General features: G+C 66.6%; 20 protein-coding genes. 8 read left to right on the top strand and 12 right to left on the bottom strand.

The window, feature by feature from the left end; genetic code table 11:
• Positions 1-62 precede the first annotated feature (62 nt).
• From MRBLWH12_RS02500 to MRBLWH12_RS02490, 3 genes are read left to right on the top strand one after another with little or no spacing between them, the layout of a single operon-like run.
• Entirely contained in the window at positions 63-2006 is a 1944-nt protein-coding gene (locus tag MRBLWH12_RS02500) for a glycosyltransferase (protein WP_363545758.1), read from the top strand.
• Positions 2003-2965 (top strand): glycosyltransferase, encoded by a 963-nt coding sequence (locus tag MRBLWH12_RS02495; protein WP_363545756.1) that lies wholly within the window; start codon positions 2003-2005, stop codon positions 2963-2965. The genes MRBLWH12_RS02500 and MRBLWH12_RS02495 overlap by 4 nt, the downstream gene beginning before the upstream one ends.
• Before the next feature lie 2 nt (positions 2966-2967).
• On the top strand, positions 2968-3552 hold the full coding sequence (locus MRBLWH12_RS02490) for a hypothetical protein (protein ID WP_363545753.1): 585 nt from the start codon (positions 2968-2970) through the stop codon (positions 3550-3552).
• 6 nt (positions 3553-3558) lie between these two features.
• On the opposite strand, the gene MRBLWH12_RS02485 is transcribed toward MRBLWH12_RS02490, so the two are convergent.
• The 11 genes from MRBLWH12_RS02485 to MRBLWH12_RS02435 all read right to left on the bottom strand — a co-directional run bounded on the left by MRBLWH12_RS02485 (position 3559) and on the right by MRBLWH12_RS02435 (position 14499).
• Positions 3559-4392, bottom strand: coding sequence for a hypothetical protein (locus MRBLWH12_RS02485; protein ID WP_363545751.1), 834 nt, complete (start codon positions 4390-4392; stop codon positions 3559-3561).
• A 35-nt stretch (positions 4393-4427) separates the two neighbouring features.
• Positions 4428-5087 (bottom strand): hypothetical protein, encoded by a 660-nt coding sequence (locus MRBLWH12_RS02480; RefSeq protein WP_363545748.1) that lies wholly within the window; start codon positions 5085-5087, stop codon positions 4428-4430.
• Positions 5084-5671: an RNA polymerase sigma factor gene (locus MRBLWH12_RS02475; RefSeq protein WP_363545745.1), complete on the bottom strand. Its 588-nt coding sequence runs from the start codon at positions 5669-5671 to the stop codon at positions 5084-5086. The genes MRBLWH12_RS02480 and MRBLWH12_RS02475 overlap by 4 nt, the downstream gene beginning before the upstream one ends.
• A 15-nt stretch (positions 5672-5686) precedes the next feature.
• A complete protein-coding gene (locus MRBLWH12_RS02470) occupies positions 5687-6637 on the bottom strand; it encodes a hypothetical protein (RefSeq protein ID WP_363545743.1) in 951 nt (316 codons plus the stop codon).
• Positions 6638-6736: 99 nt separating this feature from the next.
• A complete protein-coding gene (locus tag MRBLWH12_RS02465) occupies positions 6737-7471 on the bottom strand; it encodes an ABC transporter ATP-binding protein (protein ID WP_363545740.1) in 735 nt (244 codons plus the stop codon).
• Positions 7471-8262 (bottom strand): ABC transporter permease, encoded by a 792-nt coding sequence (locus tag MRBLWH12_RS02460; protein WP_341975301.1) that lies wholly within the window; start codon positions 8260-8262, stop codon positions 7471-7473. Before MRBLWH12_RS02460 ends, MRBLWH12_RS02465 begins: the two co-directional genes overlap by 1 nt.
• Positions 8263-8272: 10 nt before the next feature.
• Complete coding sequence (glf, locus tag MRBLWH12_RS02455) at positions 8273-9409, bottom strand: UDP-galactopyranose mutase (RefSeq protein WP_363545737.1); 1137 nt, start codon at positions 9407-9409, stop codon at positions 8273-8275.
• 31 nt (positions 9410-9440) lie between these two features.
• Positions 9441-11480, bottom strand: coding sequence for an acyltransferase family protein (locus MRBLWH12_RS02450; RefSeq protein WP_363551283.1), 2040 nt, complete (start codon positions 11478-11480; stop codon positions 9441-9443).
• A 47-nt stretch (positions 11481-11527) separates the two neighbouring features.
• Positions 11528-12853 carry a nucleotide sugar dehydrogenase gene (locus MRBLWH12_RS02445; RefSeq protein WP_363545734.1) on the bottom strand — a complete coding sequence of 442 codons (1326 nt, stop codon included), beginning with the start codon at positions 12851-12853 and terminating at the stop codon, positions 11528-11530.
• 88 nt (positions 12854-12941) lie between these two features.
• Positions 12942-14009, bottom strand: coding sequence for a non-hydrolyzing UDP-N-acetylglucosamine 2-epimerase (gene wecB / locus MRBLWH12_RS02440; RefSeq protein ID WP_363545731.1), 1068 nt, complete (start codon positions 14007-14009; stop codon positions 12942-12944).
• A 37-nt stretch (positions 14010-14046) separates the two neighbouring features.
• Positions 14047-14499, bottom strand: a complete 453-nt coding sequence (locus MRBLWH12_RS02435; RefSeq protein WP_363545730.1) for an acyltransferase — start codon at positions 14497-14499, stop codon at positions 14047-14049.
• A 91-nt stretch (positions 14500-14590) separates the two neighbouring features.
• Between MRBLWH12_RS02435 and MRBLWH12_RS02430 the strand changes: the two genes are divergently transcribed.
• The 5 genes from MRBLWH12_RS02430 to MRBLWH12_RS02410 are packed head-to-tail and all read left to right on the top strand — an operon-like array spanning position 14591 to position 20451.
• On the top strand, positions 14591-15556 hold the full coding sequence (locus tag MRBLWH12_RS02430; RefSeq protein ID WP_363545727.1) for a dTDP-glucose 4,6-dehydratase: 966 nt from the start codon (positions 14591-14593) through the stop codon (positions 15554-15556).
• Positions 15553-16665 carry a DegT/DnrJ/EryC1/StrS family aminotransferase gene (locus MRBLWH12_RS02425; RefSeq protein WP_363545724.1) on the top strand — a complete coding sequence of 371 codons (1113 nt, stop codon included), beginning with the start codon at positions 15553-15555 and terminating at the stop codon, positions 16663-16665. The genes MRBLWH12_RS02430 and MRBLWH12_RS02425 overlap by 4 nt, the downstream gene beginning before the upstream one ends.
• Positions 16662-17294, top strand: coding sequence for an imidazole glycerol phosphate synthase subunit HisH (gene hisH / locus MRBLWH12_RS02420; RefSeq protein ID WP_363545721.1), 633 nt, complete (start codon positions 16662-16664; stop codon positions 17292-17294). Before MRBLWH12_RS02425 ends, hisH begins: the two co-directional genes overlap by 4 nt.
• Positions 17294-19279: an N-acetyl sugar amidotransferase gene (locus MRBLWH12_RS02415; RefSeq protein ID WP_363545718.1), complete on the top strand. Its 1986-nt coding sequence runs from the start codon at positions 17294-17296 to the stop codon at positions 19277-19279. The genes hisH and MRBLWH12_RS02415 overlap by 1 nt, the downstream gene beginning before the upstream one ends.
• Positions 19279-20451, top strand: a complete 1173-nt coding sequence (locus MRBLWH12_RS02410) for a hypothetical protein (RefSeq protein ID WP_363545715.1) — start codon at positions 19279-19281, stop codon at positions 20449-20451. The genes MRBLWH12_RS02415 and MRBLWH12_RS02410 overlap by 1 nt, the downstream gene beginning before the upstream one ends.
• Positions 20452-20466: 15 nt before the next feature.
• On the opposite strand, the gene MRBLWH12_RS02405 is transcribed toward MRBLWH12_RS02410, so the two are convergent.
• Positions 20467-21618 (bottom strand): glycosyltransferase family 1 protein, encoded by a 1152-nt coding sequence (locus MRBLWH12_RS02405; RefSeq protein WP_363545713.1) that lies wholly within the window; start codon positions 21616-21618, stop codon positions 20467-20469.
• Positions 21619-21733: the final 115 nt, after the last annotated feature.

Raw genomic sequence — 21733 nt, 5'->3', positions numbered from 1 at the left:
CGAAGGAATCGCCGGGTAGGCTACTCTCTGCTCGTCGAGTCCATACCCTCCCCGCGACGGAGGTGTGCGGCGCAACAACATCGGAGATCTCCCCCGTGGCATATGTCCTGCAGAACGTCGTCTTTCCGCTCGATCGCGACCCCGATCTGCTGCCTCTGTACGCCGATCCTGAGACATGGTCGGTCATCGAGGAGGAACCGGTCCGAGTCTCGAGTCGGGCGCACCTCGGTAACATCCTCGGGCGGCACCGTGCTCGTGTCGTGGCTGGTCGACGCGTCTCGCTCGGCACCTACTTCAATGCGTTCCCGGCCTCCTACTGGCAGCACTGGACCAGCGTCCGTGAGGTGCGTCTCACAGTCCGCACCACCGGGCCCGCGACCATCCTCGTCTACCGCTCGAATGGCAGCGGCGTCCGCCAGCGTGTTGCGACACGCGAGGTCACCGGGGAATCGACGAGTTCGTTCGACGTGTCGCTCACGCAGTACAGCGACGGCGGCTGGATCTGGTTCGATGTGGTTGCCGACGAGAAACATGCAGTGCTCGAAGGCGGCGAGTGGACTACCGAGCAGGAACCTGCACGCCACGGCAAGGCGTCGCTCGGCATCACGACGTACAACAAACCCGACTACTGCGTGGAAACGCTGCGGGCTCTCGCCTCGTCTCCGGACGCCCTCGAGTTCATCGACCGCATCTTCCTCATCGACCAGGGCACGCAGACCGTCGCCGAACAGAGCGGGTATGCCGCGATCGCGAGCCAGCTCGGAGAAACGCTACAGGTCATCCAGCAGCCGAACCTTGGTGGCTCGGGAGGCTTCTCTCGGGCGATGCTCGAGACGCTGCAACGACCGGATAGCGACTTCGTGCAATTGCTCGATGACGACGTGCGCATCGAGCCAGAGTCCCTGCGTCGTTCCATCGTCTTCGGCAGGTACGCAACGACCCCCATACTCGTCGGCGGTCACATGTTCGATCTGCTCGACCGGCCCAAGCTGCACGGTTGGGCCGAGGTCGTGGACGAGAACCCGTTCATGTGGCGCAATCTGTATCAAGAGCGGATGCCGCACGATTTCGGCGTCGCCAACCTGCGTCAGTCCGCCCTTCTGCACAAGCGGATGGATGCGGACTACAACGGCTGGTGGATGTGCCTGATCCCAGTCGAGGCCATCGAGCGCGTCGGTTTGGCGCTCCCCGCCTTCATCAAGTGGGACGACGCGGAATTCTGCCTCCGCGCTGGCGAGGCGGGCTTTCCGACTGTGTCGATGCCGGGCGTCGCTCTCTGGCACGTCTCCTGGGTCAACAAAGACGACACGATCGATTGGCAGGCGTACTTCCACGCGCGGAACCGGATCGTCGCAGGACTTCTGCACTCGCAGGCACCTCGGGGCGGGACCCTCCTCAAGCACAGCCGACGGGTCGACCTCAAGCATCTGATGATGATGCAGTACTACCCCGTCGCGCTGCGTGCGCAGGCTCTGCACGACGTCCTCTCGGGCCCAGACCATATGCGCCGGACACTCGGCACAGCCATGCCCGCCTCACGTGCGTTGGCCGCCGACTTCCCAGAGACGGTGGTTCACCGGGACCCTTCAACCGTGCTGCATTCCCGAAAGGGACGGCAGGTGTTTAAGCAGCTGTCGAAGAATGATCTGGACAATCCCACCGGAATCCGCCTGCGCAGGTTCACCCTCTCCACCTTGGTGTCACACTGGCTGCACAGGCCAGATGACGCAAACGTGACGCAGCCCGAGGTCGAGTTCGGCAAAGATGACGCGCTTTGGTGGCGGCTCCCAGCGTTCGACAGTGCTCTGGTAAGTGCAGCAGACGGCTCCGGCAAGAACGTCTATACGCGGGATCGTGCGAAGTTCCGGCGCATGTTGCGCGAATCGATTCGCCTGCATGCCCAGTTGCGCCGCCGCTGGCCGGCGCTGCAACAGCAGTATCGCGAGGCTCTACCCGAGCTCGTCTCCCCCCAATCCTGGCAGCAGATATTCGAGGAAAAGGCATGACCCCGATACAAGCCCCCTTCGACCCGCTTTCCGCGACGATCGTCATCGTCACCTTCAACCGATCGCACCTGCTCACCGGCCTGCTCACGAGCATCACCGCGATGGAACCGAAGCCCGGCCACGTCGTGATCATCGACAACGCCTCGTCTGATGACACGACCGAGGTCGTCGAGTCCTTCCGCGACGGCATCGGCACCGAGATCGTCTACCGCAGGCTGGAGACGAACACCGGCGGTTCCGGTGGCTTCAGCGAGGGCATGCGCACCGCCCACGAGCTCGGATCCGAATGGATCTGGATGATGGACGACGACGTCGAGGTGCTCCCCGACGGCCTTGCCCGGATGGGCAAGTGGACCCCCCGCTTCAAGAGCATCCAGGGTCGCCGCTACGACTACGACGGCAGCGAGTTCTACTGGCAATACCGCATCGCCGAGCGCATGGGCATCCCGATCCCGTTCGCCCCTTCGGGCTTCGACGAATCCGGGTTCAAAGAGATGAACAGCGGATGCTTCGAGGGCATGTTCATCCATCGCTCGATCGTCACGCAGATCGGCCTGCCCGACCCTCGCTTCTTCATCTACTGGGATGACCAGATGTACGGCTGGCTCGCCTCCCGGAAGACAACCGCGGTGATCGTGGACGAGTTCGTCCTGCGCCGCACCCGTGAGATCAAGCAGTGGGACATGGGTGTCCGCCACATGAACGCGTCCAGCAACGCCTACCGCTTCTACATCATGCGCAATCGGGCATTCATCAAGAACTACTACCGCGTGCATGGCGCGTATAATCCGCTGCTCTTCGCACTGGGCACGTCGATGACCTTCGCGAAGGAGCTCATCCGCCTGGTCTTCGTGGAGCGCACGGTGCGCGGCACGAGCAACCTCTTCCGCGGGCTCCGAGAGGGCGGCAAGCTCGGTCGAGACCGTTCCTGGAAGCCCATGCCGCCTCTGGAGGCGTGACGATGAGCGAACAGCAGCCGGAACTGCGGTGGGCACCGATCCCCCCGAAGCCGAAGAACAGCGGACGGGTCTGGCTGATCGTCGCGCTCTCGGTCGTCGCCCTGGCGATCGTCGGCGCTCTGCTGTTCTTCCTGCTCCCCCGCGGTACGGCCACGCCGGACGACACGCCTTCACCCGCGCCGTCGTCGACGCCGACCGCGACGCGCACCGCGACACCGACGCCTACGGCTCCGCCGTCACCGGATCCGGTCGTGACGCCGCCGCCGGTCGCCGACCCCGATCTCGACGCATTCCGGGACCAGGTGGGCCCCTGGCTCGGTGACGCGCTGACAGGTCTCGACATCGTGTCCGAGAGCAACGGGCAGGATGCGCTGAGCGTGCTGGACACGCTGCAGGAGGATGCGCAGCTACTCTCCGGCGCCCTGCCCCCAGCATCGATCGGGGCGCAGTGGCGGGATGGTGTCTCCGCGTACTCCCAGCGGCTGCGGGACGTGCGTGCGGCTGTCGATGCCGGATCGGATACAGCGAGGGCGGTGGATGCGGCCGCCTCCGCCGTCGGCGAGCTCAATCTGCTGGTGGGCCGCTGAACGCGATCACCACTCCTGGAATGTCACCACCGGGACCGGCAGCGCGGGAACGCGCCCGAGGTCGACGACGTCTCGATCGCCGAGCGCGGAGCTCAGTGCGAGCCGGAAGGGTGTGGGGCGGTTGCCCACGCATGTGGCAACGCCGCTGCCATCCGGCGGTCTGATCCCGATCGCGAGCTCGATACGATCGGCCGTCTCCCGCAGCGCGACGACCTTGATGCGCCCCTCCGCGGATCTCCCGCTGGTGCACTCCCTCTCGTGAACGAGAAGGTCGAGGTGGGTCGCCGCTGGATCCTTGAGCGCATCGTCGATCATCAGATCCGGGATCCGGAGGTCTTGCAGGGGAATCTCGAAGCTGCATTCGTTCTCGAACACCGGAAACCAGTTTCTGAGATCCGCCGGTACCGGCGGGTCGATGAGGAAAAGGCGCATCGAATAGTCAGGAAGGGCCACGGCGCCGGGGTCGTCCGCCGTCAAGCCGTCAGGCAGCGGAAGCCGCTGGAGCAGGATGACCCGATCCGCCGATTCCTCGCCGATAAACCAGTCGCTCGGCAGTGAGTCGAACGCCACACCACTCGCATTGGGTCCCAAGTCCTGGCGCTGCACCGCCGCTGCGGCCCGCGGTCCGAGCTCGGTGGCCGCGCGCTGGTCGACCAGCCGGTCGACCGATATCCACACGTCGAGGATCCCACGACCGCCGCAGAGCACGGTCTCGGGAACCGTCAGCGCGGTCGGTGGTGACTCCGCCGACTGCTCGGGGGAGACCGTTGGCGAAGCACGATCGGTGGATGCTCCCGTGCAGGCCGCGAGAGCGAGGATCATCGTGGACAGGACGGCCACTCCGAGATGCCGCCCGGCCCTTCGCGTTCGGCCTCTCATCGCGCGCGCTCCGGAGACCAGTCCCGCAAACCGAGTTCGGTGCAGTCGAGATGAGGAACGACGACCGGTGTGCCGCCCTCGAGGGCGCAGAGCGATAGCGGAGGTGCCGGATGCGGCCTGGCCGCGCTCCACCGCGGCGCGCTCAGGGTGCCGCCCTGCTCGGTCACTCCCTCGGCGCTCTCGGGCGTGAGGGAGTGGGGCCCCTGCGACTCCACGCTAGTGTTCAGCTGGAACTCGACCGTGAGAGGGCTCGCCGTCGCGGGAATCGCCCCTGCCCTCCAGAGATCGGCGCAGGCTTCCAGCATCCGCGCTGGTGCCCAGGCAGGGTCCGCGACGGTCACCGTGATCAGAACACCCCAGACCGGTGCCACATGCACAGAGTCGTTGAGATCATCCGCCGCACCACGGATCAGGAACGGGTCAGATGCACAGGTCGCGTCGATGCTCACAGCTTCTGCGGACGCCACGGGGTGCGGCGGGAGCATCGTCGCTCCGGCCCCGCCGATGGCGGCCAGACCCATCGCTGTCATGATTCCCAGAGCGACCCGCGCTCCCGTCTGCCTCGGTCGTGATCGCTGCTCCCGGACCGTCCGCACCAGCGTCATCCGTAGCCGCTGGTGGAATGCGGGATCCAGGCGATCGTCGTTGTCGCTCATGCCCATTCCCCGTCCCATTCGGTTGACCCGAGGTCGCCGATGGCGGCCCGGAGACGCGCCTTGGCCCGGCTCAGCCTCGTGCGCACGGCGCCGGACGGCACCCTGAGGACCTTGGCCACGTCCTGCGGCGTGAGCTCCTCGATGATGCACAGTGCGAGGATCTCCTGATCCCGCGGGCTCAGCCGCTCGAACGCGGCCCGCACGCCCGTGCGCACGACTTCTCGTCCCTCCTCGCCGAGCACCGCCTCTGCGTGGTCCGGAACAGACTCTGGCCTCAGCCCGCGGAGCAGTCGCTCATGACGGATCCGCGCTCGGGCTCCGTTGCGTGCAATGTTGGCTGCGGTGACCAGCAGCCAGCCGATCACCGAGCCGTTCACGACCCGTACCCGTGTCCGAAGACGCCAAGCTTCGAGGAACACCAGCGCGGTGACATCCTCAGCATCCTCCCTGTTCGCCGAGAAGCGACGTGCGTGCCGATGCACCCGCTCGGCGTGCCGATCGAAGAGCACCGCGAACGCCCGATCGTCGCCATCCAGCGCGCGTGACCAGAGCACGACGTCCGACGCTTCATTCTTTTCTGGCATGTTCGTGCGCTTCCACTACGGCACCACCGGTTGCAGGACAGACGAGACGCGTACCAGCCCCGCGCCATACTTCTCATCGACCTCGCGTTGCAGCTCCCCGCCAGCGTCGTAGACGACGCTGAGCCAAACCGTCCCTGACCTTCCATCCGGGCCCGCCGTCAGAAAAGAGTACGTCGCGACGAGCTCCTGCAGGACAGCGTTCAATTCGGCTTCGGTGTAGTCGACCGTGAAGACGCACAGCGCCCCGCCCCAGGTCTGTCGAAGGATCGCCTCGGCGGGCTCGGCATCGCCTCGCACCGCGACGTTCAAGATGTTGTGTCCGGCGGTCAATGCGTAGTGCTGCATCTCGTCAAGAACTTCGGTTCCCTCTGGCACCGGCGGGACCAGCGAGTGATCGAGCCACGTGGTCGCGTAGCCGTCCAGCGTCGCGGCGGCAGCGGTCGTCGCGTGCAGTGTCTCGTATGTCGCCTTCGTCTCATCGAGGATCCGCCATCCGCCTTCCGGTGGCTCGCAACGGGTCTCAAAGATCGGGCCTATGGGATCGATCTCCAGCCCGTAGCCGGATCCGGAGATCAGCGTAGTCGACGCGAAGGTCTCGACGTCCGAATCGTATGTCCCGGTGACGATGAAGTCGCCCCAGCGAACCTCGCCGCTCTCCTCGTACTGCCCCGCTACAGCATCCCAATCCCAGCCGACCATCTCGACTCCACCCATGCATCCCGGTGGCAGCATGTCCAGCACACCGCCGAGGCACAACTCGACGCGCTCTCCCCTGCCGATCACCGTGACCGGGTGGCCTGTCGTGAGAAGTATCTCGGTCGAAGCGGCCACCGCGGAAGATGCCGCAGGATCGATCTCGGCGAGGAGCGCATCGCCATGGGGCGTACTACAACCGGCGGTGGCGAGGGCGACCGCCAACGCAAACACCGACATCAGACGTGTGCGCCTCGCCGTCGTCTTTGACATGGCCTCTCCCCCGTCCGCTCCGGAAGACCTGATGCGACCCTCTCACTCTTCAGTGTCCGGAGCCACGGATTCGTTACACGATCCGCCGCGAAGGCGGACTCAGAGCGTGTAGTCCGCGTTGTACCGGTCGAGGACTTCGCGGATCGGTGCATCGAGCACGAGACCGCCCTTGTCGAGATAGAGCCCACGCGTGCAGAAGCGTCGGAGGTCGCGCTCGTTGTGGCTGACGAAGAACAACGTGCGCCCCTCCGCGAGCAGTTCGTCGATGCGCTTGTAGCACTTCTCTCGGAACGCCTTGTCGCCGACCGCGAGCACCTCGTCGACGAGCAGGATCGGCTCATCGAGTTGAGAGACCACGGAGAAGGCCAAGCGCACCTTCATGCCGTTGGAGAGGTGCTTGTAGGGCGTGTCCTCGAATCCGGCGAGCTCGGCGAACGCGATGATGCCGTCATAACGGCGCGAGACCTCGTCGCGGGACATCCCGTGCAGCCCGGCAGTGAGCCGCACGTTCTCCCGTACGGTGAGGTCGCCGACGAACCCTCCGGTGATCTCGATCAGCGGGGCGACACCACCGTTGACGACGACGGAGCCCTCGTCCGGGAGGAGGACGCGGGCGACCAGACGCAGCAGCGTGGACTTGCCCTGCCCGTTGCGTCCGACGACACCGATCGACTCGCCCGGCTGTACCGTGAACGAGACGTCCCGGAGCGCCCAGAACTCTCCTGGCCGGGAACGCCGCGAGGCTCCGGAGAACAGATCCTTGAAGCTGCGCCGACCGCGGCGGTTCCGGCGGAAGCGGACGCCCAGCCCCTGGACTTCGATCGCGGCCGCCATCACAGCTCCTTCAGCACGGGTCGTTCCAGACGCCCGAAGGTCCACATGCCCAGCACGAGGATGCCCAGGCTCATCACGGCGCTGATCAGCACCGGGATCGTCTGCCACTGGTCGGGGAAGAATCCGACGCGGTAGAGGATGAAGATCCCCGAGAGCGGATTGAACGCCCCGATGGTGTCGAACGGCGCCGGTAGATCGGAGAAGCTGTAGATCACCGGAGATGCGTAGAAGAGCGCACGGAGGATGAGCGCGGTGGTGCGCTCCAGGTCGGTGTAGAGCACGCAGAGCGGTGCCACGAGCAGACCCAGGCCGACGAGCAGCACGACCTGCAGCAGGACGGCGACCGGGAACCAGAGCAGTCCCCAGTTGACCGTGGCACCGTTGAAGACGGCGAAGAGCACGAGAACCGGGAGCGAGAAGAGGAACTCGATCCCCTTGCTCAGTGCGATCCTGTTCACCCAGATCGAGCGCGGGATCGCCGTGGATCGCACGAGCCGCGCGTCCTTGCGGAACGCCCGGGTGAAGTCCGACACGGAGGTGTTGAACCACACCCAGGGCAGGAGGGCGACGATGAGGAAGACGATGTACGGTTCTTCGCCCACACTGCGGTGGAAGATCTGCGTGAAGACGAACCAGTAGATCAGGCTCATCACCAGAGGATCCAGCACTGACCAGAGATAGCCGAGGAAGCTCGTGGCGTAGCGCACGCGCAGATCTCGCGCCGACAGGATCCACAGAGAATGCAGGTATCGCCGGGGCGTCCCCGGCGCCCCGACAGCTGCGTGACTCACAATGCCGAGTCTACGAGAGAGTGTTGTTCCACATCGACAGCGCCGAGCCGATGGCCATGTGCATGTCGAGGTACTGATACGTGCCGAGACGTCCGCCGAAATGGACGCCTTGCTCCCCCTTGGCGAGCTCACGGTACGCGAGGAGCCCGTCCCGATCGGCCTGCGTGTTGACCGGGTAGTACGGTTCGTCTTCGCGCTCGGCGAAGCGGGAGAACTCCCGCATGATGACGGTCTTGTCCGAGGCGTACACGTCCCTGCGCTCGGGGTGGAAATGCTTGAACTCGTGGATGCGCGTGTACGGCACGTCCATGTCGGGGTAGTTCATGACGGGGGTGCCCTGGAAGTCGCCGACATCGAGCACCTCCTGCTTGAAGTCGAGCGTGCGCCAGCTGAGGGCGCCCTCCGCATAGTCGAAGTACCGGTCGACGGGGCCGGTGTAGACCACCGGGACCTGTCCGACGGTCGCGCGCTTGTTCAGCGGCTGCGATTCGTCGAAATAGTCGACGTTCAGCTTCACCTCGATGTTCGGGTGATCTGCCATCCGCTCCAGCCACGCAGTGTAGCCGTCGGTCGGCAGCCCTTCCCAGGTGTCGTTGAAGTATCGGTTGTCGTACGTGTAGCGCACCGGAAGGCGGCTGATGATGTCGCCGGACAGCTTCTGCGGATCAGTTTGCCACTGCTTCGCCGTGTAGTCGCGGAAGAAGGCCTCGAACAGCGGGCGACCGACGAGTGCGATGCCCTTCTCCTCGAAGTTGCTCGCCGTCTTCGCGTCGAACTCCCCCGCCTGCTCCTTCACGAGCGCGCGGGCCTCGTCGGGCGTGTATGCGGACTGGAAGAACTGGTTGATCGTGCCGAGGTTCACCGGCATCGGGAAGACGACGCCTTTGTGAGTCGTGTACACCCGGTGCACGTAGTTCGTGAAGGTCGTGAAGCGGTTCACGTACTCCCACACAGTCTCGTTCGACGTGTGGAACAGGTGCGCCCCGTAGCGGTGCACCTCGATGCCCGTCTCGGGCTCGTTCTCGCTGTAGGCATTGCCACCGATGTGGTGACGGCGATCAATGACGGTGACTTTGCGGCCTGCTTCAGCAGCGCGCTCAGCGATGGTGAGGCCGAAGAAGCCCGACCCGACGACGAGAAGATCCATGCTTCCATCGTATCGGCGACTGGCTGGGAGCTCAGTCCCGGACGATCGGACCGATGACGTCGGCCAGCATTGGGGCGAACCGACGGACGTAATCGAGGTTCAGATGATCGGCGTCGTAGAAAACAGCCGTGCCCCCGATCGCGGCGTAGCAGCGCGCTTCGTCGCAGAAGTAGGGCCCGGCGTCGAAGGACCGGATCGCCGGATCAGCGGCCGCGGATGCTGCGAGCAGATATGGATCGGTCGGCTGCGCCTCGGCGACCGGCACCGCGCACGCCAGGGGGTTGCGTGCGTTAACGAGAAGACAGTCGGGCGAGCGCACCTCGCCGTTGAACGGCACGCCGCCGAGGGCGATCACCGCGACACCGGCATCCGCCCAGGCGCGCCACGTGCGCTGTAGGCCGTCTGCGAACTGATCGGTCTGCGGGCGGTCGGAGCCGTCGTCTACGAGCTGCACTCTGCCTGCCGACGACGTGAGCACGACGTCGGGCGCCGACGCGAGCACCGCGGGCTGCACCGCGGACGACCACGCTTCGCATCGTTCCTGCTCCGCAGCGCTCGCCGGCGTACGGAAGCCGACGAAGGGAGCATCGATCACCGGACACCCTCCCCCGAACGACGTCGTCACGATCCACCCCTCCGTGCGGGCGAGATCGAACACGGCACCCTGCCACTGCTGCGCGTGCGAATCGCCGACGAGCCAGACCGCCGGCGCATCCGCGGCGCCAGCACTGAAATCGCAGACAACCGTCGCAGTGGTGTCTCCGAAGGGGAGCAGCGCGGGGTCGGCCCGGCACTCGTCGGGCGTGGCGAAGTAGGCGTTCCCCGGACCCATGACCACATCAGCTGCCGCCCCGAACCTGTCAGGACACACCGCACCCGGATCCATCGCCTGCGGTCCGACGCAATCATGGATCGTCACGCTCACGGGCGGAACGTCCGCCGATGACACCGCTCGACCCGCGAGCACGAGCCCGCCGCCGACGAGAGCCACGGCGACGACGGCGCCCAGCATCGCGAGGAGGGTGCGACGCGGCGAGGCGGCGAGGAAGTTCCACCGCTGGCCTGGCCGCTCCACGAAGAGGGCCGTCGCCCAGGCCAGCAGCAGCGAGAGCGCCAGGATGCCGAGCTTCATGACGGTCGACGGCGCCACTCCAACCAGGAACGGCACGAGCACGATCAGCGGCCAGTGCCAGAGGTAGAGCGAATAGGAGACGTCGCCGATCCATTGCACCGGCCTCGTTCCGGTCACCGCGCTGTGCCAGAGGCGCTCGCGCCCGGTGCCGGCGAAGATCACCGCGGCTGTGCCGAGCACGGGCAGGAGAGCCGCGTACCCCGGGAACGGCGTCGCGGGGCCGAAGAACACGGCGGCGAGCACGATCATGACGAGTCCCACGATCGCGAGCATCTCGGCCCCCGCGCCGGGGAGACGTCGCTTCGCGGTCAGCGCCAGTAGTCCCCCGACGCCGAACTCCCAGGCGCGCGTGTAGGTCGCGAAGTACGCCTGACTCGGGATCACGGTCGTGGCGATCACGCTCGCCGTAAGCGAGACCACCACCAGGACGACCAGAACCACGGCGGCCACGAGCCGGGGACGCGCCGACCGCTTGGAGGCCCACCAGGACGCGGCCAGCAGGAGAAGCGGCCAGAGGAGATAGAACTGCTCTTCGACCGACAGGGACCAGTAGTGCTGCGCGACGGTGGCCTGGTCGTTGAGCGCCGAATAGTTCACCGACATGGCGCTCAGGAACCAGTTCTCGACGTAGCCGGCGCTCGCGGCGATCTCGGCGCCGGCCCGGGGCCACCGAGGGTACGGCAGGAGCAGCAGGGTGCCGATCGCGCTGACGATCAGCACCAGGAGCGCCGCGGGAAGGAGTCGGCGCACCCGGCGCGCGTAGAACGCGGCGAGTGCGATGCGGCCCGTCGCCGCCACCTCGCGAGTGAGATGGCTCGTGATCAGGAACCCGGAGATGACGAAGAACACGTCGACGCCGACGTAGCCTCCGGTCAGGCGATTCGGCCAGAGGTGGTTTAGCACCACCGCGGCGATGGCGATCGCCCGGAGCGCCTGGATGTCTGCCCGGAACGCGGCGCGCCGAGCAGGGGCAGGCCGTGCGCGGTTCAGGTCGTGGCCCCTGCGGTGGCCATCAGCTCGACAGCGGTCCCGACGACGATGCGCGGAGTCCCCGCCCAGCGCGCGGCATCCGTCGCGGCGCGGCCGTCGACGAGCAGCTTGATGCCGGGAAGCTGCGCCGGCTCCAACTCGCGGTATGCGGCGTGGTCGGTCTGCAGGATCGCGATGTCGATGTCGTCGCCCATCGTGTACGGCTCGAAACCGAGGCGACGCAGCTCCTCGTCGGTGTACATCGGATCGTGCACCTGGACCGCGGAGCCGCGCGACTCGAGTGCCGCCACCGTCGGGAACACACCCGAGAACGCCGTCTCCTTGACGCCCCCGCGGTAGCTGGCGCCGAGGACGACCGCCCGCAGTCCGGAGAGCGACCCGAGGATGCTCTCCGCCTGTGCGACGAGGCGCTCCGGCATAGATTCGTTGACGCGACGCGCGGTCCGCACGATGTCGGCGCCCGGATCCGTCGAGAGGTAGAGCTTCGGGTACACCGGGATGCAGTGACCGCCGACGGCGATGCCAGGACGGTGAATGTGGCTGAAGACCTGCGAGTTGCAGGCCTCGATTACCTGATACACGTCGATGCCGTTCGCTCCGGCGAAGAGCGCGAACTCGTTCGCGAGGCCAATGTTCACGTCGCGGTACGTCGTCTCGGCGAGCTTGGCCATTTCCGCGGCCTCCGCGCTGCCCAGGTCCCAGACGCCGTTCGCCCGCGCGAGGTCCGGACGCTCGTCGAACTCGAGGACGTCCTCGTAGAACTCGACGGCGCGACGCGCGCCCTCGTCGGAGAGAGCGCCGACCAGCTTCGGGTACTTGCGCAGATCGGCGAAAATGCGACCGGAGTAGACGCGCTCCGGCGAGAAGACGACGTGGAAGTCCTCGCCCTCGGTGAGCCCGGAGATCTCCTCGATCATCGGCTTCCACCGCCCGCGGGTGATGCCGACGGGGAGCGTCGTCTCGTACGAGACCAGCGTGCCGGGGCGGAGATGCTGCGCGAGCGACGTGGTGGCCTGGTCCATCCAGCCGAACTCGGGCTCCGCGGTCTCCTCGTTGACGAAGAGCGGGACCACGACGACGACGACCTCCGCCGACGGGATCGCCTCGGCGTAGTCGGTCGTCGCGCGCAGGCGTCCGGCCGCGAGAGCCGCGGTGAGCTTCTCCTGCAACTGTGCTTCACCGGGGAACGGCTCGACGCCGCTGTTTACAGCGTCGACGAGCGCCGGGTTCACGTCGACGCCGACCACCTTGTGCCCACGATCGGCGAACTGCAGAGCGAGAGGGAGGCCAATCTTTCCGAGGGCCACGACGGCGATACGCATGAGCGATATCCTATGGCGCAGATCGAGGGCGGCCTCGCGCTCCGCTCCTCTTCCGCCCTGCCGCGAGGACTGTGTGCGGCGTCTTCGTTCAGCGGCGTTTCTCGGCGAGTACGGCGATGACGCGAGCGGCCGCGTGCCCGTCGCCGTAAGGCGCCTGGTCCGTGTCGGACGGCCTCGGCCGCGTCACGCCTGCGGCGATCTCCTGTGCGGTGTTCGCGAGCACGTTCCAGCCGAGCTGCACGGTCTCGACCCATTCGGTCTCGGTCCGCACCGTCGTGCACGGGACGCGGAGGAGGAACGCCTCCTTTTGCAGACCGCCGGAGTCGGTGACCACCCCGGCGCTCGAGACGGCGGCGGCGACGAGGTCGGCATAGGCCAGCGGCGGGTGCGCGATGAGCGATCCCTGCGTGAGCGCGATGCCGTGGGCGGCGGCTTTCGCTACGACGCGCGGATGCGCCAGCAGGACCACGGGCTTGTCGAGGCCCGCGAGCCCCGCGGCGATCTGGGCCAGGCGCGAGGGCTCGTCGGTGTTCTCGGCGCGATGGATGGTCGCGACGTAGAAGCCTCCCGCCTCGAAGCCGAGCTCCTCGATCAGCGCGGACGGAGTCCCCGCCACCTGGTCGCGGACCTCGAACAGCACATCGGTCATGACGTCGCCGACGAGCACGGTGCGCTCGGCGAGCCCTTCGTGCGCGAGATGCCCCACCGCGACCTCGGTGGGAGCCAGCAGCAGATCCGCCGCGTGGTCGGTCAGCACCCGGTTGTGCTCCTCCGGCATCCGACGATTGAAACTCCGCAGACCGGCCTCGAGGTGGGCGACCGGGATGTGCATCTTCACGGCGCTCAGCGCCGCGGCGACGGTGGAGTTGGTGTCGCCGTAGACGAGGACCCAGTCCGGACGGTGCTCGTCGAACACCGCGTCGAGGGCCGCCAGCATGGATCCAGTCTGCGCGCCGTGCGATCCGCTTCCGACGCCGAGGTGCACGTCGGGCGCAGCGATCCCCAGGTCGTCGAAGAACACGTCGGAGAGCATCGGGTCGTAGTGCTGACCGGTGTGCACGATGACGTGCTCCACGCCCGCGGCGAGCGCAGCCTTGTGGATCGGGGCGAGCTTGACGAACTGCGGGCGGGCGCCGACGACGCTGATGATCTTCACGGTCACCCAGCCTAGAGCGCGCCGCACAGCGCCCGGCTCAGTCCGCGAAGCGGCGGGCGGCGTCGGGGAAGACACGGGCGGGCACCCCGCGGAGAACGCTGTACGGAGGAGCGATCGTGTTCTCGGTGACGACGGCACCGGCCGCCACGACGCTGTGATGGCCTATGTCCGCACCCATGAGAATGACGGCGTTCGCGCCGATGTGCACGTTCCCGCCGATGTTGCTCGACGCCCTTTGAATGTCGCGGGCGCGCTCGCTGACGCATCGTTCCACCGTGGAGTGCGTGTAGATCTGCGCGCCGGCGGAGATGTCGCATCCGTCGCCGATCACGAGTCCGCCGCTGCCGTCGATGACCGTGAACGCGCCGATCCAGACGTCGTCGCCGATCTCGGGCGCACCGACGATCCAGGCATGCGGATTGAATCTGTTGGTGGCGATCCCGTGCCACGAGGGGGCCTCCGGGATCGGCGACTCAGCGGGTTCTCTCACGGTTCGGCGCACCTCCATCCCATATGATACTTAGCAGTCTGCCCGCTTCCGTGCTGCCACGGGAGCTCGATAACGAGAGAACTCGAAATCCATGTCTGTGCGTTCAAAATCCATCCTGATCACCGGCGGAGCCGGCTTCATCGGGAGCCACCTGGTCGATCGACTCATCCGTGACGAGCCCCGGCGGATCACCGTCGTGGACAACTTCTTCCTCGGCAGTATGGACAACCTCGCGGAGGCGAAGGCTGCTCGTCCCGACATCGACATCATCCGTCTGGATGCCGCCGACCTCGCCGCGATGCAGGACGTCGTCACGACCCACGAGATCGACACCGTCTTCGACCTCGCAGTGATCCCCCTGCCGACGTCGCTCACCTACCCGGCGTGGACGGTGCAGACGAACGTCGGCATCGCCACCACCTTCTGCGAGATCGCGCGCCGCGGTCTCGTTGAGCGTCTGATCCACGTCTCCAGCTCCGAGGCCTACGGCTCCGCCCGCTACATCCCGATGGACGAGGGACACCCGCACGACGCGATCACACCGTACGCGGCGAGCAAGTCCGCTGCGGACCACATCATCGAGTCCTACGTGCAGACCTTCGGGATCGACGCCACCGTGATCCGGCCGTTCAACAACATCGGCCCTCGCCAGAACCCCGGTTCGTACGCCGGGATCGTGCCGATCATCGTGCGCCGCGTGCTCGACGGGGTGCCGCTTGAGGTCTTCGGCGACGGGGAGCAGACCCGCGACTTCATCTTCGTCAAGGACACTGCCGATCTCATTGCGCAGGTGCACGACTCCGACGAGTGCCGTGGCAAGGTGCTCAACCTCGCGACCGGCGTCGAGACCTCGGTGAACGAACTGATCTCTCGGATCCTCGGTCTGATGGGCCGCCCCGAGCACCCCGTGATTCACACGGAGGAGCGTCCCGGTGACGTCCGCCGCCACCTCGCAGACGTGTCGAAGCTCGAGTCGCTTCTCGGACACCAGTCCCCGCGCCTCACAGACGACGCCCTCGGTCAGACCGTCGAGTGGTACACCTCGGTCCTGTCATGAGGCTCAACATCCCGCTGACCGGCGCCCCCGAGATCGACGCGGTGCGCGAGGTCATCGAGTCCGGCTATCTCACACAGGGCGCCAAGACCGCTGCGTTCGAGGAAGCCGTGCGCGGTTACACCTCGGCGCGCCACGCGGCCGCGGTCAGCTCGGCCACCACCGGCCTGCACCTCGCGCTCGTCGCGCTGGGTGTGCAGCCCGGAGACGAGGTCGTGATCCCGGGATTCAGCTTCCCCGCGACAGCGAACGCCGTGATCCAGCAGGGCGCAACCCCGGTGTTCGTCGATATCGACGAGTCGACGTTCAACCTCGACCCCGCGCTTCTCGAGGCAGCGATCACGGAGCGCACCCGCGCGATCATGCCGGTGCATGCCTTCGGTCTCTGCGCCGACATGGACGCGATCAATGCCGTCGCCGCACGGCACGGTCTGCCGGTCCTGGAAGACGCCGCGTGCGCGCTCGGCGGCACCTACGACGGACGCCACGCCGGAACGCTAGGCACAGCCGGGGTGTACTCGTTCCACCCCCGCAAGATCATCACGACCGCAGAGGGCGGGATGATCACGACCGACGACGACGACCTCGCGGCGCGCATCGCCGTGCTTCGCGCACACGGCGCGGTCCGTGGCGAGCTGTACATGGAATTCGTCGAGGCCGGCTTCAACTACCGGCTCAGTGACGTCCATGCCGCCATCGGTCTCGCACAGATGACCCGCATCGACGACATCGTCTCCGGGCGGCGACGTGCGGCGACCGAGCTCACGACCCGCGTCACCGGAATCGACGGCGTGCAGATCCCCTCGGAGCCGGAGGGAACCACGCACACGTTCCAGTCCTACGTGGTCCTCCTCGACGATCACATCGATCGCGACGAGGTCATCCGCCGCATGCGGACGCGCGACATCGAGACGACACTCGGCACCTACGGCATGCACCTGCAGCCGTACTTCCGCGACCGCTTCGGCATCCCGGACGCGGCGCTCCCGCACACGACGCGCGCGCACCACCAGGCACTCACCCTCCCCCTGTATCCGCAGCTGACCGAGGACGACATGGATGCGATCGCCGACGCGCTGCGGCTGAGCATCGAGGAGAGCACGACGCGATGACCCGACCTGACGTCACGATCGTCGACTACGGCGTGGGGAATCTCGGCTCGCTGCGCAACGCGCTGGCCAAGGTGGGTCGCTCGTCCGAGGTGACCAGCGACCCGCAGACCGTCGTCGACGCCGCACGCATCATCCTCCCCGGCGTCGGTTCCTTCGACCACGCCGTCGATCGCCTGACGGAGAGCGGCCTCGGCGCAGCCGTCGTGACCGCGGCTCGCGAGAAGGGCACGCCGCTCGCGGGCGTGTGCCTCGGCATGCAACTGATCATGGACGGCAGCGAGGAGGGCGAGCGGCCAGGGCTGGGGTTGATCCCCGGACGAGCCCACCGCTTCCCCGAGGAATTCGACGGCTCGCGCCTACTCGTCCCGCACATGGGATGGAGCGCGGCCGTCGCGGCGAAGCCGTCGCGCCTCGCGCCGTCCCTGGGCGACGGCGGACGGTTCTACTTCGTCCATTCCTACGCCGTCATCCCCGATGACGAGGCCGACGTCCTCACCTGGACAGAGTATGGCGAGCGCTACGCGTCGTCGGTCGAGCGCGATAACGTGATCGGCATCCAATTCCACCCCGAGAAGAGCCACCGGTACGGACTGACGCTCCTCGGCGAGTTCGCGGCGGCGGAGGCCTGATGCACGTCTATCCCCGGTTGATCCCCGTCCTGCTCCTCGAGGGCGAGCGTCTCGTGAAGACCCGGAGCTTCGAGGACCCTCGATACGTCGGCGACCCGGTCAACGTGATCAGCATCTTCAACGACCTCGAGGTCGATGAGCTCGTCATCCTCGACATCGGAGCGGCGAGAACCCGCACCCCGGCTCCGATGGCGCTGTTGAGCCGGATCGCCACCGAGGCTTTCATCCCGCTCGCGTACGGCGGCGGTGTCGAGACGGCGGCGCAGGCTCAGGCGATCATCGCCGCCGGGTTCGAGAAGATCATCGTCAACACGGCACTGATCACGCAACCGGAGAACGTCCGCGAGATGGTCCGGGCGCTCGGCTCGCAGGCCATCGTCGCCAGCGTCGATGTGCGCAGCACCGCCGACGGCTACACCGTCTACACGGGCGGTGGTGCGGATGCCGCACCGCTCTCGGTCGAGGAATGGGTCGCCCGCGCGACGGAGATCGGGGTCGGCGAGATCCTCGTGACCAACATCGACCACGAGGGCACGCGCGAGGGAATCGACCTCGACCTCGTCCGTGCCGTGGCCGGCATCGCGACCGTCCCCGTAATCGCGCACGGCGGCGCAGGCGGACGCGCCGACCTGGTCGCCCCGATCGAGCACGCGGGCGCTTCTGCCGTCGCCGCAGGCACCGCCTTCGTCATGCAGTCGGGTCGCGAGAGCGTGCTCATCAACTACCCGACCCGCCAGCAGATCGACGCGCTCTTCGGACACCTGTTCGACGGACGCGGAGAGCCGATCGCGGCGCAGCAGTTCAGCCAGGAGTTCGATGCCGCGACATCAGACGAGTTCCTGAGCTCACCGAACGTGTGCCGACGATGCATCATCACCTCCGACGTGCCCGGCGCGTCCTTCGACTCCGACGGCGTTTGCTACTACTGCCACCTGCACGACTCGCTGGACAAGCAGTACCCGCTGGGAGCCGAGAGCGAGAAGGCACTCGACCGCTTCGTCGCCGAGCTTAAGGCCGCAGGCCGCGGGAAGAAGTACGACTGCATCATGGGCGTGAGCGGCGGCACCGATTCGTCGTATCTCGCGTACCTGCTCGTCTCCAAGGGCGTGCGCCCCTTGGCCGTGCACTTCGACAACACCTGGAACTCCCCCACGGCGACATCGAACATCTTCGCCGTGCTGGACAAGCTCGGCGTCGATCTCGAGACGTACGTCGTGGACAACGCCGAGTACGACGACATCTACCGCTCCTTCATGCTCGCGGGCGTCAAGGACATCGAGGCGCCGACCGACATCGGCTTCATGGGCGTGCTATATCGCTCGGCGGAGAAGCACGGCATCCGCCACATCGTCGAGGGTCACTCGTTCCGCACCGAGGGCATCTCCCCGATGGGCTGGCTCTACATGGACGGCGGGTACATCAAGGGCGTCCACAAGCAGTTCGGCACGCTTCCGATGAAGACCTATCCGAACCTCGACTTCAACAACTTCGTGAAGTGGTCCGCGTTCAGCCGCATCCAGCGCACGCGTCCCCTCTACTGGATCGACTACAACAAAGAGGATGCGAAGCGCTTCCTCGCCGACGAGTACGGCTGGCAGTGGTACGGCGGACACCACCTGGAGAACCGCTTCACGGCGTTCTACCACACGTACTTCCTGCCGACGCGCTTCGGGATCAACTTCCGCCAGATCGAGCTCTCCGCGCTCGTGCGCTCCGGGCAGATGGACCGCAGGCTCGCCGCCGCGCAGTTCATCGAGCCGCGTCACGGCGACCCCGAACTGATCGCGATGGTGAAGAAGCGCATCGGATTCGACGACGCGGGCTTCGAGCAGGTCATGACGATGCCGAAGAAGGAGTACACGGACTACCCGACATACAAGCGGCGGTTCGAGCTGCTCCGGCCGTTCTTCTGGCTGATGTGGAAGCTCGATCGCGTGCCGAAGAGCTTCTACGTGAAGTTCTGCATCCCTCGACGGAAGAAGTGATGAGCGACAGCGCGACCCTGGTCTTCCGACGTCAGAAAGCGCTCCTGCGCCTCTGCTTCTGGCTCTTCAAGCCGTTCGCCCTGTTCACGCGACGGATCGACTGGGTCGTCGGGCCTGAGGACATCGCCCTCATGGCGACCCATATCGCGGAGGCGCTGCCGAACAGCTACACCGCCATCCATGCCCGCAATCCCTTCTACACGGTGCCGTATGACGCGGTGGTCCAGACGTCGTCGACGGCGCTGGGCGGCCGACTGGCGACGTGGCGCCGCCTGTACGGCGGTCCGATCTTGCTCGCCTGGCTCGTCAACCGCGCGCGCGGTTTCATTTATGTCGGCGGTGGCGCCTTCCTTGAAGGCCATCACGACGAGCGGGATTTCGAATTCGCGTTCATCCGGCGCCACGGCAGGCGCCTGGTCTGCTACTTCACCGGCAACGACATCCGCTCGCCCCGCCTCTCGCAGCAGCGCGCGGATGAGACCGGCCGTCCCAACATCGGATCGATCCTCGCCACGATCGACCCGATCTTCGCCACGCCGGAGTACGACGACGCCCGACGCGAGCGGGCGCAGGTGGCCGAGCGGCACGCGGAGGCGATCTTCAACGCCCGCAACGACCAGCTCTCCTATCTGGAGGGCGACACGCAACCCTTCCTCTACTTCTATCCGGACGAGCAGTTCGTCGGTCCCGTCGCCAAGTTCGAGGCGCCCGAACGCATCGTCGTCGTGCATGCGCCGTCGAATCCGCTCCTCAAGGGCACGGATGCTGTGCGCGAGGTCATGGCACGGATCACGCAGACCCACCCGCACGTCGAGTATCGCGAGCTGATCGGCGTTCCGCACGAACAGGTCCTCACGGCCCTCGACGAGGCGCACATCGCCCTCAACGAGTTCTATGCCTCGGTGCCCGGCGTCTTCGGCGTCGAGGCCATGGCGCGACGCTGTGTGCTGGTGACCAGTGCGCAAGTGGCTGATGAACCGGACCTCGGGCAGGACGCGGAGGGAGCCTGGGCCGTCGCCGACGTGGACACGCTCCATGATGTCGTCACAGACCTGCTGACCCGCCCTGAGCGAATGCCCGATCTCGCCGATCGCGGCTGGGACTGGTCGATGCACCACGCGTCCGCCTCGGCGAGCCGGCGCCTGCTGGAACGCGCTCTGAGTTCTTCCTGATCGGAACGAAAGTCGTCAGACGGGATGCGCGATGTCGCGCACGGCGGCCGCCCAGTTCTCGACCTGAGTCTCGGCGGAGAGCGACTCGGCGTGCTCCTGCATCGAAGCCTTAAACGCGTCCACGTTCGCCACGGTCAGGGAATCGACGGCGGCGAGGATGCCGGCTTCGGTGAAGTCATCCGTGACGATCCCGAGGCCGTGCTGCGTGACGATGCCCGCCATCTCGATCGACGGTCCCACGATGATGCCGAGCCGGGCCTGCACGAAGTCGAAGAACTTGTTCGGCAGTGCGAGGGCGTTGTTCTCGCTGGTGGGCGGGAGCACATGGATGCCGACATCGTATCGGTGAAGCGTGTCGATCAGCTCCGCCTGCGACACCGGCTCGTGCACCGTGATCCGGGGTCCGAGCTGCTCTGCGAGAGCGACGAGATGCTCACGGTCCGTTGGCGGGTTGTAAGTCAGGTAGAGGTCGAGGGTGACATCCGCCGACGACGCGGCCACCGCGCGCATGATCTCGGCGAGGCCGCGCTCGCGAAACGGGTTGCCGCTGTGCACCAGACGGATCGGGCTCCCAGTCGGCCGGGGTGCGAAGTCGCGGAACGGCGTCGCGTTCGTCACCACACCGGAGTCGAGGCCGTACTCGCGGTAGCGTCTGGCGATCTCCGCCCCGACGGTGGTGGAAGAGCGCACCCGTGAGGCGAACCGCGTGATCAGCCAGGTCCAGTACCGTCGCTGACGGTGGCCCAGCTTCGAGTCCTCGACTGGAAGTCCGGGATAGAACTCATGGAGGTCCGCGTGGACGCGTTCGGCGCCCGCGATCGAGATCGCCGCCCCGAGAGTCTCCCCGTCGTTCGCCAGGACCACGTCGAACGCTCTGCCCTTCAACCGCTTCCTGGTCTGCTGCACGAGCGGCAGATGGTCGTAGCTCCACGCGAACCATTCGCGTTCGCGGGCGAAGTCGTCGATCAGGTTGCCCAGCCGACCGCGCGCCGGTGCGTCGGATGGATCGAGCGCGACATGCTCGACGCGAGCGTCCGGACTCGAACCGGGCGAGCAGGTCGTGACGTCGTAGTCATCGGCGAGGCGACGCACCTGCTTGATTACACGAGGATCGATGTCGATCGCGTCGTAGGAGAGGATGAGGACTCTCGGTCGTGCGGCCGACATCACCGCGTGGCCGCGATTCGGAGGGGGGCACTACGGTCATCCACGGTTGCGATCCGGACACTCATGCGCCCCAGTCTAGGATGCGTCAGCGCGGGGTCCCGGGAGGACACATGAC

The sequence above is a fragment of the Microbacterium sp. LWH12-1.2 genome, assembly GCF_040675825.1.
Classification (GTDB): Bacteria; Actinomycetota; Actinomycetes; order Actinomycetales; family Microbacteriaceae; genus Microbacterium.
This window is presented reverse-complemented; position numbering and strand designations above follow the sequence as displayed.